This is a genomic window from Citrobacter sp. RHB35-C21, from assembly GCF_013816515.1.
GTDB lineage: Bacteria > Pseudomonadota > Gammaproteobacteria > Enterobacterales > Enterobacteriaceae > Citrobacter > Citrobacter braakii.
Genome location: NZ_CP057147.1, coordinates 354621 through 370548, shown reverse-complemented (window position 1 = coordinate 370548; position 15928 = coordinate 354621). Strand labels below are relative to the sequence as shown.

At 53.8% G+C, this 15928-nt stretch carries 15 protein-coding genes; 9 read left to right on the top strand and 6 right to left on the bottom strand.

Going from position 1 to position 15928, the window contains the following annotated elements:
• Positions 1 to 60: 60 nt before the first annotated feature.
• The 4 genes from HVZ39_RS01705 (at position 61) to HVZ39_RS01690 (ending at position 4273) form a co-directional block, all read left to right on the top strand.
• Entirely contained in the window at positions 61 to 1962 is a 1902-nt protein-coding gene (locus HVZ39_RS01705) for an ABC transporter ATP-binding protein (protein WP_047358155.1), read from the top strand.
• A gap of 150 nt (positions 1963 to 2112) precedes the next feature.
• A complete protein-coding gene (locus HVZ39_RS01700) occupies positions 2113 to 3135 on the top strand; it encodes a hydrolase (RefSeq protein WP_181633161.1) in 1023 nt (340 codons plus the stop codon).
• A complete protein-coding gene (locus HVZ39_RS01695; RefSeq protein ID WP_003023615.1) occupies positions 3132 to 3350 on the top strand; it encodes a YheU family protein in 219 nt (72 codons plus the stop codon). The genes HVZ39_RS01700 and HVZ39_RS01695 overlap by 4 nt, the downstream gene beginning before the upstream one ends.
• A gap of 53 nt (positions 3351 to 3403) precedes the next feature.
• Positions 3404 to 4273, top strand: coding sequence for a phosphoribulokinase (locus HVZ39_RS01690; protein ID WP_003827751.1), 870 nt, complete (start codon positions 3404 to 3406; stop codon positions 4271 to 4273).
• 93 nt (positions 4274 to 4366) lie between these two features.
• Here HVZ39_RS01690 and HVZ39_RS01685 read toward each other — a convergent pair whose 3' ends face one another.
• Positions 4367 to 4774 (bottom strand): OsmC family protein, encoded by a 408-nt coding sequence (locus tag HVZ39_RS01685; protein WP_016154773.1) that lies wholly within the window; start codon positions 4772 to 4774, stop codon positions 4367 to 4369.
• Between the two features lie 308 nt (positions 4775 to 5082).
• Here HVZ39_RS01685 and crp point away from each other — a divergent pair, with 308 nt between their 5' ends.
• The gene (gene crp / locus HVZ39_RS01680) at positions 5083 to 5715 is read left to right on the top strand and encodes a cAMP-activated global transcriptional regulator CRP (RefSeq protein ID WP_000242758.1); all 633 of its coding nucleotides are present in this window, start codon (positions 5083 to 5085) and stop codon (positions 5713 to 5715) included.
• A gap of 51 nt (positions 5716 to 5766) precedes the next feature.
• Positions 5767 to 7854, top strand: coding sequence for a YccS/YhfK family putative transporter (locus tag HVZ39_RS01675; protein ID WP_016154774.1), 2088 nt, complete (start codon positions 5767 to 5769; stop codon positions 7852 to 7854).
• Positions 7855 to 7896: 42 nt separating this feature from the next.
• Here the strand turns inward: HVZ39_RS01675 and HVZ39_RS01670 are convergent, their stop codons facing one another.
• From HVZ39_RS01670 to ppiA, 5 genes are all read right to left on the bottom strand, one after another.
• Complete coding sequence (locus tag HVZ39_RS01670) at positions 7897 to 9114, bottom strand: aspartate aminotransferase family protein (protein WP_181633160.1); 1218 nt, start codon at positions 9112 to 9114, stop codon at positions 7897 to 7899.
• Between the two features lie 85 nt (positions 9115 to 9199).
• A complete protein-coding gene (gene pabA, locus HVZ39_RS01665; protein ID WP_181633159.1) occupies positions 9200 to 9763 on the bottom strand; it encodes an aminodeoxychorismate synthase component 2 in 564 nt (187 codons plus the stop codon).
• A gap of 31 nt (positions 9764 to 9794) precedes the next feature.
• The gene (locus tag HVZ39_RS01660) at positions 9795 to 10397 is read right to left on the bottom strand and encodes a putative adenosine monophosphate-protein transferase Fic (protein WP_019078159.1); all 603 of its coding nucleotides are present in this window, start codon (positions 10395 to 10397) and stop codon (positions 9795 to 9797) included.
• On the bottom strand, positions 10387 to 10554 hold the full coding sequence (locus HVZ39_RS01655) for a YhfG family protein (RefSeq protein WP_016157626.1): 168 nt from the start codon (positions 10552 to 10554) through the stop codon (positions 10387 to 10389). The genes HVZ39_RS01660 and HVZ39_RS01655 overlap by 11 nt, the downstream gene beginning before the upstream one ends.
• A 106-nt stretch (positions 10555 to 10660) precedes the next feature.
• Complete coding sequence (gene ppiA, locus HVZ39_RS01650; RefSeq protein WP_003023595.1) at positions 10661 to 11233, bottom strand: peptidylprolyl isomerase A; 573 nt, start codon at positions 11231 to 11233, stop codon at positions 10661 to 10663.
• 264 nt (positions 11234 to 11497) lie between these two features.
• Between ppiA and tsgA the strand changes: the two genes are divergently transcribed.
• The 3 genes from tsgA to nirD all read left to right on the top strand — a co-directional run bounded on the left by tsgA (position 11498) and on the right by nirD (position 15873).
• On the top strand, positions 11498 to 12679 hold the full coding sequence (tsgA, locus tag HVZ39_RS01645; RefSeq protein WP_016154778.1) for an MFS transporter TsgA: 1182 nt from the start codon (positions 11498 to 11500) through the stop codon (positions 12677 to 12679).
• A 327-nt stretch (positions 12680 to 13006) separates the two neighbouring features.
• Entirely contained in the window at positions 13007 to 15550 is a 2544-nt protein-coding gene (nirB, locus tag HVZ39_RS01640) for an NADPH-nitrite reductase large subunit (RefSeq protein WP_016154779.1), read from the top strand.
• Complete coding sequence (gene nirD / locus HVZ39_RS01635; protein ID WP_016154780.1) at positions 15547 to 15873, top strand: nitrite reductase small subunit NirD; 327 nt, start codon at positions 15547 to 15549, stop codon at positions 15871 to 15873. Before nirB ends, nirD begins: the two co-directional genes overlap by 4 nt.
• Positions 15874 to 15928: the final 55 nt, after the last annotated feature.

Here is a 15928-nt window from a genome sequence, read left to right as displayed (position 1 = left end):
TGGCCCACACATTACATTATCATAATGATAAATTAACATAGTCTGAACATACGGCGCCTTATGATTGTTTTCTCATCGTTACAAATTCGTCGCGGCGTGCGCGTCTTGCTGGAAAATGCCACGGCCACCATTAATCCAGGGCAGAAAGTTGGCCTGGTAGGTAAAAATGGCTGCGGTAAATCTACCCTGCTGGCATTGCTGAAAAATGAACTCAGCGCCGACGCTGGAGGATTTACCTATCCGGGAAACTGGCAGCTCGCGTGGGTTAATCAGGAAACGCCTGCGTTGCCACAGCCGGCGTTGGAGTATGTGATTGACGGCGACCGCGAGTATCGTCAACTGGAAGCACAGTTGAACGATGCCAACGAACGTAACGATGGACACGCCATTGCCACCGTCCATGGCAAGCTGGATGCCATCGACGCCTGGACTGTGCGCTCACGCGCCGCCAGCCTGCTGCATGGCCTCGGCTTCTCCAACGAACAGCTTGAACGTCCCGTCAGCGATTTCTCCGGTGGCTGGCGTATGCGTCTCAACCTGGCTCAGGCGCTGATTTGCCGTTCAGACCTGCTGCTGCTCGATGAACCGACCAACCACCTCGATCTCGACGCGGTGATCTGGCTGGAAAGATGGCTGAAAAGCTATCAGGGCACACTGATTTTGATCTCCCACGACCGCGACTTCCTCGACCCGGTGGTGGATAAAATTATTCATATCGAACAGCAAACGATGTTCGAGTACACCGGCAACTACAGCGCGTTTGAAATCCAGCGTGCGACCCGCCTCGCACAGCAGCAGGCAATGTACGAAAGCCAGCAGGAGCGCGTGGCGCATCTGCAAAGCTATATCGATCGTTTCCGCGCTAAAGCCACCAAAGCAAAGCAGGCGCAGAGCCGTATCAAAATGCTGGAACGTATGGAGCTGATTGCCCCTGCGCACGTGGACAACCCGTTCCACTTCAGCTTCCGCGAGCCGGAAAGCCTGCCGAACCCGCTGTTAAAGATGGAAAAGGTCAGCGCCGGCTACGGCGACCGCGTCATTCTCGATTCGATCAAACTGAATCTGGTACCGGGGTCTCGCATCGGCCTGCTCGGACGCAACGGTGCGGGTAAATCTACGTTGATTAAGCTGCTGGCCGGCGAACTGGCCCCCATCAGCGGCGAGATTGGCCTGGCAAAAGGCATCAAGCTGGGTTACTTCGCACAGCACCAGCTGGAGTTTTTACGCGCCGATGAATCACCTATTCAGCACCTGGCGCGCATGGCGCCGCAGGAGCTGGAGCAGAAGCTGCGAGATTACCTCGGCGGATTCGGCTTCCAGGGCGATAAAGTCAGCGAAGAGACTCGCCGCTTCTCCGGTGGTGAAAAAGCGCGTCTGGTGCTGGCATTGATCGTCTGGCAGCGCCCGAACCTGCTGCTGCTTGATGAACCGACCAACCACCTGGATTTGGATATGCGTCAGGCGCTGACCGAAGCGCTGATCGATTTCGAAGGCGCACTGGTTGTGGTCTCGCACGACCGTCACCTGATTCGCTCTACTACCGATGACCTCTATCTGGTGCACGACAAGAAAGTCGAGCCGTTTGATGGCGATCTTGAGGATTATCAGCAGTGGCTGAGCGATGTGCAAAAACAGGAAAACCAGAGCGACGAACCGGCAAAAGAGAGCGTTAACAGCGCCCAGGCACGTAAAGACCAGAAGCGTCGCGAAGCTGAACTACGCACCCTGACGCAACCGCTACGTAAAGAGATTACCCGTCTGGAAAAAGAGATGGAGAAACTACACGCACAGCTGGCGCAGGCGGAAGAAAAACTCGGCGATAGCGAACTGTACGACCAAAGCCGCAAAGCCGAACTCACGGCATGCTTGCAGCAGCAGGCCAGTGCGAAATCCGGACTGGAAGAGTGCGAGATGGCCTGGCTGGAGGCTCAGGAACAGCTTGAGCAGATGCTGGCCGAGTAATCATGAGTGCCGGATAAGGCGAAGCCGCCATCCGGCACTATAGCCGATGATTGCCTGCTGACTGACTCGCGACAAAATCACATATTGGCTAACCCGCACGCGCTGTGCGCGGTATAGTTATTCTTTCCGATTATTAATTGCTCTGGTGTTATGGTTGAAATCACGTCCACAGAAATAACTCCACCTACCGACGATTCACGAGAATTCCGTCCGATGCGCGGTATCAGTAACCGCCATCTGCAGACGATGCTGCCGCGTTTAATTCGCCGCAAGGTGAAGTTCGACGCCCACTGGCAGCGTCTGGAATTGCCCGACGGTGATTTTGTCGATCTGGCATGGAGTGAAGATCCGCAACAGGCGAAACATAAACCGCGCCTGGTGGTTTTTCACGGTCTGGAAGGCAGTCTGAACAGCCCGTACGCACATGGCTTGATTGAAGCAGCGCAAAAGCGCGGCTGGCTGAGCGTGGTGATGCATTTTCGCGGCTGTAGCGGCGAACCCAATCGTCTGAACCGTATTTATCACTCCGGTGAGACAGAAGATGGCACCTGGTTTTTACACTGGCTGGCACGTGAGTTCGGTCGCGTGCCGACCGCGGCGGTAGGCTATTCGCTCGGTGGAAACATGCTGGCCTGCCTGCTGGCAAAAGAAGGTACTGAGATTCCAATTGATGCCGCGGTTATCGTTTCCGCGCCTTTCGTGCTGGAAGCCTGTAGTTACCATATGGACAAGGGATTCTCCCGGGTCTATCAGCGCTACCTGCTAAACCTGTTGAAAGCCAATGCCTCGCGCAAGCTAGAGGCATATCCAGGCTCGCTGCCGGTGAGTCTGGGCCAGTTGAAATCTCTGCGTCGCATTCGCGATTTTGACGATCTGATCACCGCCAAAATCCATGGTTTCGCCGATGCTATAGACTATTACCGCCAGTGTAGCGCTATGCCGTTGCTCAACCAGATTGCCAAACCCACACTGATTATCCATGCCAAAGACGATCCGTTTATGGATCATCACGTGATCCCTAAACCGGAAAATCTGCCCTCACAGGTAGAGTATCAACTGACGGAACACGGCGGCCACGTCGGATTCATTGGCGGTACGGTGCGCCGTCCTGAGATGTGGCTGGAATCCAGAATCCCGGACTGGCTGACAACGTATCTGGAGGCATCATCATGATCATCCCCTGGCAAGATATCTCCCCGGACGCGCTGGACAATCTGATTGAAAGCTTTGTCTTGCGCGAAGGCACCGATTATGGTGAACATGAACGCTCGCTCGAACAAAAAGTCGCCGACGTCAAACGCCAACTACAATCTGGTGAAGCCGTGCTGGTATGGTCAGAACTGCATGAAACGGTCAACATTATGCCGAGGAAGCAGATTCACGAGTAATCCGTAGCCGACGGCCGACTATAATAAAAATTCAACCTATTCATGGAGTTGTTATGTCTGCCAAACATCCGGTGATTGCGGTAACAGGGTCCAGCGGCGCGGGGACCACCACCACCAGCCTCGCGTTTCGTAAAATTTTCGCGCAGTTAAATCTGCGCGCCGCCGAGGTGGAAGGTGACAGTTTTCATCGTTATACCCGTCCGGAAATGGACATGGCGATTCGCAAAGCGCGCGATGCCGGGCGGCATATCAGCTATTTCGGCCCCGAAGCTAATGACTTCGGTCTGCTGGAGCAAACCTTCATCGAATACGGCCAGACGGGCAAAGGTCAGTCGCGAAAATATCTGCACACCTACGATGAGGCCGTACCGTGGAATCAGGTTCCGGGTACATTTACGCCCTGGCAGCCGCTGCCTGAACCGACGGATGTCCTGTTCTATGAAGGACTGCACGGCGGCGTCGTAACCCCACAGCAAAACGTGGCCCGGCATGTCGATCTGCTGGTTGGCGTAGTGCCGATCGTGAACCTGGAATGGATTCAGAAGCTGACCCGCGATACCAGCGAGCGGGGACACTCGCGCGAAGCGGTGATGGACTCGGTGGTGCGCTCAATGGACGATTACATCAATTACATTACGCCGCAGTTTTCCCGTACGCACATTAACTTCCAGCGCGTACCGACCGTTGATACCTCCAACCCCTTTGCCGCCAAAAGTATTCCATCCCTGGATGAAAGCTTTGTCGTGATTCATTTTCGGAACCTGGAAGGGATCGACTTCCCGTGGCTACTGGCCATGCTGCAGGGATCATTCATTTCCCATATCAATACGTTGGTTGTTCCGGGCGGGAAAATGGGTCTGGCGATGGAATTGATTATGCTGCCGCTGGTCCAGCGACTGATGGAAGGCAAAAAGATAGAGTAAGGTGTTATTTTGCCGGATGGCGGCTGATGCCTTATCCGGCCTACGCGTTTATATCCTGTAGGCCTGATAAGTGAAACGCCATCAGGCATCACATCACGAAGCAGCAACCACTTCATAGGAGTGGGTAATGTTCACCGCCTTTTCCAGCATCAGCGCCACAGAGCAATATTTTTCCGCAGAGAGATCGACTGCGCGCGAAACGGACGCATCTTTCAGATCGTTACCCGTTACGATGAAATGCAGGTTAATGTGGGTAAACAGGCGCGGCGCTTCATCACGACGCTCTGAGGTCAGTTTCACTTCGCAGTTGGTCACATCCTGACGGCCTTTTTGCAGGATCGAAACCACATCAATTGCGCTGCAACCACCCGCAGCCATTAATACCATTTCCATCGGGCTCGGCGCTTTATCACCGGAGTTACCGTCCATCAAAATTTGGTGGCCAGAGGCGGACTCACCGAGGAAGGTTAACCCCTCAACCCACTTTACACGCGCTTGCATATTTCGTAACTCCAATGTTTCAATTTTCCTGACAGATTACGCGTACATAACAATTCTCGCAACGGAAGGCGACCTGCGTCATGCTGAAGCGAGACACCAGGAGACACACGGCGAAAGCTATGCTAAAACAGTCAGGATGCTACAGTAATACATTGACGTACTGCATGTATGCAGAGGACATCACATTACAGGCTGCAGTTAATTTTTGACAGCCCCTTTCCCAGGTAGCGGGAAGCATATTTTTGCAAACCCAGAGGCAGCGTCGTTTTCTGGCTCTGGAGACAGCTTATAACAGAGGATAACCGCGCATGGTGCTTGGCAAACCGCAAACAGACCCGACTCTCGAATGGTTCTTGTCTCATTGCCATATTCATAAGTACCCATCGAAGAGCACGCTGATTCACCAGGGTGAAAAAGCGGAAACGTTGTATTACATCGTTAAAGGCTCAGTGGCAGTGCTGATCAAAGATGAAGAAGGGAAAGAAATGATCCTTTCTTATCTGAATCAGGGCGATTTTATTGGTGAATTAGGCCTCTTCGAAGAAGGTCAGGAACGTAGCGCCTGGGTACGTGCCAAAACCGCATGTGAAGTCGCTGAAATTTCATACAAAAAATTTCGCCAATTAATCCAGGTCAACCCGGATATTCTGATGCGCCTGTCTTCACAGATGGCTCGTCGCCTGCAGGTCACGTCTGAAAAAGTCGGCAACCTTGCCTTCCTCGACGTAACGGGTCGTATCGCGCAGACTCTGCTGAATCTGGCGAAACAGCCTGATGCGATGACCCACCCGGACGGCATGCAGATTAAAATCACCCGTCAGGAAATCGGCCAGATCGTTGGCTGCTCCCGTGAGACCGTTGGTCGTATTCTGAAGATGCTGGAAGATCAAAACCTGATCTCCGCACACGGTAAGACCATCGTCGTCTACGGCACCCGTTAACCCCATCGAAGTGGCGCGTTACTCAGTGATGCGCCACTTTTGTTTACACCGATGTGGCGAAGACTGATATACCACCCAGAGATCAACTACGCACTACGGCAGACGCTGGTGCTATGTTTACCTGTGGCTGTTGGTCTGATCATCGGTCAGCTTCATCTGGGACTCCTCTTCTCCCTGGTCCCTGCCTGCTGCAACATTGCCGGTCTTGATACCCCGCACAAGCGCTTTTTCAAACGTTTAGCTATTGGCGCGTCTTTGTTTGCCGGTTGCAGTCTGATCATGCAGTTGCTGCTGGCACAGGCCATACCGCTGCCGCTTATCCTCACCGGACTGACGCTAATTCTTGGCGTAACCGCCGAGCTAAGCCCTCTGCATGCCCGACTGTTACCGGCCTCACTTATCGCCGCGATTTTCACGCTAAGCCTGGTCGGGAACATGCCCGTCTGGGAACCGTTGCTGATCTACGCGCTGGGCACGTTATGGTACGGCCTGTTCAACTGGTTCTGGTTCTGGATGTGGCGCGAGCAGCCGCTCCGTGAATCGCTCAGCTTGTTGTACCGTGAATTAGCCGATTACTGTGAGGCCAAGTACAGCCTGCTGACCCAGCATGCCGATCCGGAAAAAGCGCTGCCTCCCCTGCTGGTTCGCCAGCAGAAAGCGGTGGATCTGATTACCCAGTGCTACCAGCAAATGCATATGCTGTCGGCGCATCGCAACAACGATTACAAGCGCCTGCTGCGTGCCTTTCAGGAGGCGCTGGATTTGCAGGAGCATATTTCCGTCAGCCTTCACCAGCCGGAAGAGGTGCAAAAGCTGGTCGAACGTAGCCACGCCGAACAGGTGATTCGCTGGAATGCGCGCACCGTCGCCGAACGCCTCCGGGTACTGGCCGATGATATTTTGTATCACCGCTTGCCGACCCGTTTCTCGATGGACAAGCAGATTGGCACGCTGGAGAAAATCGCCAACCAGCATCCGGACAATCCGGTGGGACAATTTTGCTACTGGCACTTCAGCCGTATTGCCCGCGTGCTACGCACCCAGCGACCGCTGTACGCCCGAGATTTAATGGCGGACAAGCAGCGTCGGTTGCCGCTGATCCCGGCCCTGAAAAACTATCTGTCGTTGAAATCGCCGGCGCTACGTAATGCCGGGCGCATCAGCGTCATGCTGAGTATCGCCAGCCTGATGGGCAGCGCTTTACACCTGCCAAAGCCTTACTGGATTTTGATGACGATCCTGTTCGTCACGCAAAATGGCTACGGAGCAACCCGGGTACGTATTTTACACCGTTCAGCAGGAACGCTCGTTGGACTGGTCATTGCCGGGGTCACCCTGCACTTCCATATTCAGGAAGGTTACACGCTGGCAGGCATGCTGCTGATTACCCTGGGTAGCTATCTGATCATGCGCAAAAACTACGGCTGGGCTACCGTCGGTTTTACGGTCACGGCGGTATACACCCTGCAACTGCTGACGCTGAACGGAGAACAGTTTATCGTGCCGCGGTTTGTCGATACGGTTATTGGCTGCTTAATCGCCTTTGGCGGTACACTCTGGCTGTGGCCGCAGTGGCAGAGCGGCCTGCTGCGTAAGAACGCCCATGATGCGTTAGAAGCCGATCAGGAGGCCATTCGCCTGATCCTCAGCAACGATCCGCAGGCCACGCCGCTGGCGTACCAACGCATGCGGGTCAATCAGGCGCATAACACGTTGTTCAACTCACTGAACCAGGCGATGCAGGAGCCAGGATTCAACTCGCACTACCTGGCGGACATGAAACTGTGGGTCACGCACAGCCAGTTCATCGTCGAGCACATCAACGCGATGACCACACTGGCAAGGGAACACACAATGCTGACGCCGGATTTAGCGCAGCGGTATCTGGAATCCTGTGAAATTGCGCTCCAGCGCTGTCAGCAGCGGCTGGAATATGACGGACCGGGAAGCTCAGGCGATGTGAATATTCTCGAAGCGCCAGAGATGCTATCCCACGGTCCGTTAAGCACCCTTGAGCAGCATCTGCAACGGATACTGGGGCATCTGAACACCATGCACACCATTTCGTCGGTAGCATGGCGTCAGCGACCGCACCACGGAATCTGGCTGAGCCGCCGTCTGCGGGACATGAAAGGTTAGGATCGACTACCGGATGCGCTGTGCTTATCCGGCAACAGGTAATCAGGCAACGACTTTCGCTACCGCTTGTGCGAAACGCTGCATCCCTTCATCAATATCCGCCTGCTCAACTACCAGCGACGGCGCGAAACGCATCACGTCCGGTCCGGCGTTGAGTACCATCACCCCTTCGTGCGCGGCGGCATACAGGAAATCGCGCGCTCGGCCTTTAAACTGCGGCTTCAGCTCGGCGCCAATCAGCAGCCCCATCCCGCGAATCTCGCTGAAAATGTCGAACTGTTGATCAATCTTGTGCAAATGCTGGACAAACGTCTGACGTTTGGCCTGAATACCTTCCAACACTTCCGGCGTGTTGATGACATCAAACGCTGCCCCCGCAACTGCGCAGGCCAGCGGATTGCCACCGTAAGTGGAGCCGTGCGAACCCACATGAAATGCGGAGGCAATCTCTTGGGTGGTCAGCACCGCGCTCACCGGGAAGCCGCCGCCGAGAGCCTTTGCGCTGGTGAGGATATCCGGCGTCACGCCGTAGTGCATATAGGCAAACAGATCGCCGGTACGGCCCATCCCGCTCTGCACTTCATCCAATACCAATAGCGCCTGGTGTTGGTCGCAAAGTTCACGCAAACCTTGCAGGAATTCCGGCGTTGCCGCAGTGACGCCACCTTCCCCCTGAATAGGCTCAACCACCACCGCACAGGTGTGATCGTCCATCACCGCTTTGACCGCATGCAGATCGTTAAACGGTACATGGATGATATCCGCTGGTTTTGGTCCAAAGCCGTCAGAGTATTTCGGCTGCCCGCCGACGGACACGGTAAACAGCGAACGACCGTGAAACGCATTATGGAAGGCAATGATTTTGGTTTTGAACGGGCTATGGCGCACGCAGGCATAGTGGCGCGCCAGCTTAAAGGCGGTTTCGTTAGCTTCGGTACCCGAATTCATGAACAGCACGCGCTCGGCGAAGGTCGCATCAATGATTTTACGGCCCAGGCGCAACGCCGGTTCGTTGGTGAAAACGTTGCTGGTATGCCACAGGGTTTCACCCTGGGTTTTTAACGCCTCCACCAGGGCCGGATGGCAATGCCCTAGTGCAGTAACTGCGATGCCGCCCGCGAAATCAACATACTCTTTGCCCTGTTGATCCCAGACTCGACTCCCTTTTCCTTTTACCGGGATAAACTCAGCCGGTGCATAAATCGGCAGAATAACTTCATCGAATGTCGCGCGCGTAATTGCAGTTTGTTCAGTTGCCATGTCATTGCCACCCTGTTAAGCAGAAATGTTAGTGAAATTATAATCACAAAATATGAATAAAAAATCACTGAATAGCAACCACAAATCACCGGTTGAGGAAATTAGCCAGCAGTTGATGCCCCTGTTCGCTGAGAATACTCTCCGGGTGAAACTGCACACCTTCCATATCCCACTCGCGGTGACGAATGCCCATAATCTCCTGCGTTTCACTCCAGGCCGTCACCTCAAAGCAGTCAGGAAGCGTCGCGGGGGCAACCACCAGAGAATGGTAGCGCGTCACCGTTAATGGGTTGGCGAGCCCCTGAAAAACACCCTGCCCGTTATGCGTAATTGGCGAGGTTTTACCGTGCATCACTTTAGCTGCCCGAACCACTTTCGCGCCAAAGGTCTGCGCCATAGCCTGATGTCCCAGACAAACACCCAGCAGGGGCGTCTTGCCCGCGAAATGACGAATAACATCCAATGAGATACCAGCGTCATCCGGCGTGCAGGGGCCTGGGGATATTACGATTTTTTGCGGGCTTAGCGCGTCGATTTGCGCCAGCGTCAGTTCGTCGTTGCGCCTGACAAGGACATCAGCGCCCAGTTCGCAGAAGTATTGGTACAGGTTCCAGGTAAAAGAATCATAGTTATCGATAAGCAGGATCATGGCGGCTCCGGTACATAAGAACCGCGCTATTCTACTCAGTTTCCGGGGCTTCGCTTACCACTTTACGAAATATCGCCCGAAGCGCAGACAGGTCACCCATCGCCCCACTCTGATTAGCCAGGTTCCACTCCTCAACCGGAATGTCATCCCAGCTCAATATATACCCGGCATGAATCGCTAACTGTTCGAAAAAAATTCGCTGCGCCAGACCGCTGCCAATACGAAACGGATGCAGCATGTTGATTTCGCAATAATAGTGCGCAAGACGATCCACAAACTTATCTTCCGGTAACCCCACCAACCAGGACTCGTCTTCCAGGTCCTGCATCAGCGCATTGCCCTCTTTCTCGATATAAGCGAAATGGCAAAAGCGGGTATCGCCCTGGTAAATATCCACTTCTCGCAGATGTCCCGCCCAGTCAAAAATATCCCGATACAGTTGGCGATGAATGGCGCACAGATGCGGCAAGCCCCGTTTAAGCGGGCCTAATTCGATAGTGGCCGCACGCAGCGCCGTCAGTTCATACGCCGCCTGCGCCAGGCGCTGTGCCTGATGAATCCCCAGACGGTTACGCATGACATTCAGGCCCGGATACAAATAGGGATCGCGTCCATCACCGAATTTATCGCTCATAGTGCCCCCTCAACTCTTCAAGACGCGCCAGGGCGTCTTCCGTGCTCAAAGTCACCCGTGGAATATCCACGCCTTCCAGCCGCCGACTGGCCTGGAAATTGGCATTTCGCCGTTGTTCCCAGAGTCTGGACTTTTGTTTATCGGTGAGTTTTTTCACGTGACCTCCCTGAATGAGCCGACACTTGCCACAAGTATAAGCGGCAATTTCAGGTTACGCAGAGAAGGGAAAGAACGCGGACAGGAACTGCCCGCGCAAAAGACGTTTACGGCAGGACTTTGGCAGACAGGATAACAATCGGTTTTGACGGGACATTCTGGTAAGGACCAACATCATGGGTCTGCACCTGAGAGATCTTATCCGCGACATCCATACCTTTCACAACTTTACCGAAGACCGCGTACCCAAAGTCGCGCTGGCCGTGATCGAGGAACGCATTGTCTGCAATGTTGATAAAGAACTGGCTGGTCGCGCTGTCTTTATCTGCTGTACGCGCCATGGCAATCGTGCCGCGGGTATTACGCAGTCCGTTATCAGCTTCATTCTTGATTGGCGGGTTAGGTTTCTTCTGCTGCATCTGCTCGGTAAAACCGCCGCCCTGCACCATGAAGCCAGGGATCACGCGGTGGAACGTGGTGTTGTTATAGAAACCGCTGTTGACATAATCGACAAAGTTTTGCACTGAAACCGGGGCTTTCTGACTGTTCAGCTCCAGCTCAATGTTACCGGCAGAGGTTGTCAGCAGGACATGCGGGTCACCTTTTGCTGCCAGTGCTGCGGGAGAGAGAGCAGAAAGAGCGAGAACAGCTGCAACAGCCGCCAGAGTCGATTTGAGCATGAGAATTCCTTAACAAGAGCAGAAATGAAGCAAGTGAATTGATTCTAAAGAGCCTTCAAGAACAAGGCCATCCCTTTACTTAATTTTACGTACTTGAAACAAATGTAACCTTATAGCCTCAAGATTCAATGCGATCTAGATCACATAAAAAAATGTAACGTAGCAAGTAATTACCAATAAACATTTAAATGCATCACTAAAGCGCCTAAAATCTGCCCGCTCACGGCGCAGTCAATGCGCCTAACACTTCTATACAGGCCAGTCATGACTAACAGCAATCGCATCAAGCTCACATGGATTAGCTTTCTCTCCTACGCCCTGACAGGCGCGTTGGTAATTGTCACCGGGATGGTGATGGGAAACATCGCAGATTACTTCCATTTGCCCGTTTCCAGTATGAGTAACACCTTCACCTTTCTGAATGCCGGCATTCTGATCTCTATTTTTCTGAATGCATGGCTGATGGAAATTGTGCCACTGAAAACCCAGTTGCGCTTTGGCTTTATCCTGATGGTTCTGGCGGTCGCCGGACTGATGCTCAGCCATAGCCTGGCCTTGTTCTCAGCCGCCATGTTTGTACTGGGTCTGGTGAGCGGTATCACCATGTCGATTGGTACGTTCCTGGTGACTCAGATGTACGAAGGTCGCCAGCGCGGTTCCCGCCTGCTGTTTACTGATTCCTTCTTCAGCATGGCCGGCATGATTTTCCCGATGGTGGCAGCATTCCTGTTAGCGCGCAGCATCGAATGGTATTGGGTTTATGCCTGCATCGGCCTGGTATACGTCGCCATTTTCCTGCTGACCTTCGGTTGCGAATTCCCGGCGCTGGGTAAACACGCGCAGCAACCGGACGCGCCTGTGGTAAAAGAAAAATGGGGCATTGGCGTGCTGTTCCTGGCGATCGCCGCGCTGTGCTACATCCTCGGTCAGTTGGGCTTTATCTCCTGGGTGCCGGAATACGCCAAAAGTCTGGGCATGAGCCTGAACGACGCAGGTAAACTGGTCAGCGACTTCTGGATGTCTTACATGGTTGGCATGTGGGCATTTAGCTTTATCCTGCGTTTCTTCGATTTGCAGCGCATCCTGACCGTACTGGCGGGTGTGGCTACCGTCCTGATGTATCTGTTTATCACCGGTACGCCGGAGCATATGCCGTGGTTCATTCTGACGTTGGGCTTCTTCTCCAGCGCGATTTATACCACCATCATTACCCTCGGCTCCCAGCAGACGAAGGTCGCATCACCTAAACTGGTTAACTTCGTTCTAACCTGTGGCACCATCGGTACTATGCTCACTTTCGTGGTCACTGGCCCTATCGTGGCGCACAGCGGTCCGCTGGCGGCATTGCAGACGGCTAACGGCTTGTATGCGGTCGTATTCGTGATGTGCTTTATTCTTGGGTTCGTCACGCGTCATCGCCAGCATAACGCACCCGCAACGCATTAATTTGAGTGCCGGATGGCGATGCTAACGCATCTTATCTGGCCTACAAGACAAGCTGTTCGTAGGCCGGATAAGGCGCAGACGCCCTCCGGCCTATTCCCGCGCCCTCTTCTTTCTCTGGTGCTGTAGGCCAATTCTTACAAAAACCCCTTAATTTGTACGCTATTTATACAAACACGAAAAGCCTGTTAATTCCGTAACTTATAAAAATGCAGTTAAATCAGCTATATACCTCTTAAGGAGTATATAAAGGCGAATTTGATTTGCATCAATAAGCGGGGTTGCTGAATCGTTAAGGTAGGCAGTAATAGAAAAGAAATCGAGGCAAAAATGAGCAAAGTCAGACTCGCTATTATCGGTAATGGTATGGTCGGCCATCGCTTTATTGAGGATCTTCTTGATAAATCCGACGCTGCCAATTTTGATATTACCGTCTTCTGTGAAGAACCCCGCAAAGCGTACGACCGTGTCCACCTGTCGTCCTACTTCTCCCACCACACCGCCGAAGAACTTTCTCTGGTGCGTGAAGGATTCTACGAGAAGCATGGCGTTAAGGTGTTAGTGGGCGAGCGCGCAATCACCATCAACCGCCAGGAGAAGGTGATCCACTCCAGCGCGGGTCGTACGGTCTATTACGATAAGCTGATCATGGCGACAGGCTCTTATCCGTGGATCCCACCGATTAAAGGTTCGGAAACCCAAGACTGCTTCGTTTACCGCACCATCGAAGACCTCAACGCCATTGAGTCTTGCGCGCGCCGTAGCAAACGTGGTGCCGTCGTCGGCGGTGGCCTGCTGGGTCTGGAAGCCGCCGGTGCGCTGAAAAGCCTCGGCGTTGAAACCCACGTGATTGAATTTGCCCCGATGCTGATGGCCGAACAGCTGGATCACATGGGTGGCGAGCAGTTACGTCGCAAAATTGAAAGCATGGGCGTGCGTGTCCACACCAGCAAAAACACTAAAGAGATCGTCCAGGAAGGCACCGAAGCGCGCAAAACTATGCGTTTTGCCGACGGTAGCGAACTGGAAGTCGATTTCATCGTCTTTTCTACCGGTATTCGCCCACGCGACAAACTGGCCACCCAATGCGGCCTCGACGTTGCGCCGCGCGGTGGTATTGTGATTAACGATACTTGCCAGACTTCTGATCCGGACATCTATGCCATCGGCGAATGCGCCAGTTGGAACAACCGCGTGTATGGCCTGGTCGCTCCAGGCTACAAAATGGCGCAGGTTGCCGTTGACCATATTCTCGAAACCGAAAACGCCTTTGAAGGCGCGGATCTGAGCGCCAAGCTGAAGCTGCTTGGTGTTGACGTCGGCGGGATTGGCGACGCGCATGCGCGCACGCCGGGCGCCCGTAGCTACGTCTATCTCGACGAAAGCAAAGAAGTCTACAAACGCCTCATCGTTAGCGAAGATAACAAAACCCTGCTCGGGGCGGTTTTAGTCGGTGACACCAGCGATTACGGCAACCTGCTGCAGCTGGTGCTGAACGCCATCGAACTGCCGGAAAACCCAGACTCACTGATTCTGCCAGCTCACGCGGGCAGCGGTAAGCCGTCTATCGGTGTCGATAAACTGCCGGACAGCGCGCAGATTTGCTCCTGCTTCGACGTCACCAAAGGCATGCTGATCGCCGCTATCAACAAAGGCTGCCACACCGTTGCGGCGCTGAAAGCTGAAACCAAAGCTGGTACCGGCTGCGGCGGATGTATCCCGTTGGTAACGCAGGTCCTGAACGCTGAACTGGCGAAACAGGGGATCGAAGTTAACAACAACCTGTGTGAACACTTCCCGTACTCGCGTCAGGAACTGTTCCATCTGATCCGTGTAGAAGGAATTAAAACCTTCGAAGAGCTGCTGGCAAAACACGGGAAAGGCTACGGCTGTGAAGTGTGTAAACCAACCGTAGGTTCCCTGCTGGCCTCCTGCTGGAATGAGTACATCCTCAAACCACAGCACACGCCGCTGCAGGACACTAACGACAACTTCCTGGCGAATATCCAGAAAGACGGTACCTACTCCGTGATCCCGCGCTCTGCGGGCGGAGAAATTACTCCTGAAGGCCTCGTGGCCGTGGGCCGTATCGCGCGTGAATTTAACCTGTATACCAAAATCACCGGTTCTCAGCGTATCGGCCTGTTCGGCGCGCAAAAAGATGACCTGCCGGAAATCTGGCGTCAGCTGATTGAAGCGGGCTTTGAAACCGGTCACGCATACGCCAAAGCGCTGCGGATGGCGAAAACCTGCGTAGGCAGTACCTGGTGCCGTTATGGCGTCGGCGATAGCGTCGGATTCGGCGTGGAGCTGGAAAACCGCTACAAAGGCATTCGTACCCCGCACAAAATGAAATTCGGCGTCTCCGGCTGTACCCGTGAATGTGCGGAAGCTCAGGGCAAAGACGTGGGTATCATCGCCACTGAGAAAGGCTGGAACTTGTACGTTTGCGGTAACGGCGGGATGAAACCTCGTCATGCAGACCTGCTGGCAGCGGATATCGACCGCGAAACGCTGCTCAAATACCTTGATCGTTTCATGATGTTCTACATCCGTACCGCCGACAAACTGACCCGAACCGCACCATGGTTAGACAACCTGGAAGGCGGTATCGAATATCTGAAATCGGTCATCATCGACGACAAACTGGGGCTGAACCAGCACCTGGAAGAAGAGATGGCCCGTCTGCGTGAAGCAGTGGTCTGCGAGTGGACAGAGACAGTTAACACCCCATCCGCACAGGTTCGCTTCAAACACTTTATCAACAGCGATCAACGCGATCCGAATGTCCAGGTTGTGCCTGAACGTGAACAACATCGTCCGGCCACGCCCTATGAGCGTATCCCGGTGACTCTGGTGGAGGAAAACGCATGAGCCAGTGGAAAAACATCTGCAAAATCGATGACATTCTGCCTGCAACAGGCGTCTGCGCCCTGTTAGGTAGCGAGCAAGTTGCGATTTTCCGCCCGTATCACAGCGACCAAGTGTTTGCGATCAGCAACATCGACCCATTCTTTGAATCCAGCGTGCTTTCTCGTGGGCTGATTGCTGAACATCAGGGCGAATTGTGGGTCGCCAGCCCGCTGAAAAAACAGCGCTTTCGCTTAAGCGACGGTCTGTGCATGGAAGACGAACAGTTCTCCGTGAAACATTACGAAGCGCGAGTGAAAGACGGCACGGTGCAACTGCGCGGTTAATAACTTTTTGGGAGGCGCAACGCCTCCCCTTTTTTGACGTATTTGTAGGTCTTTT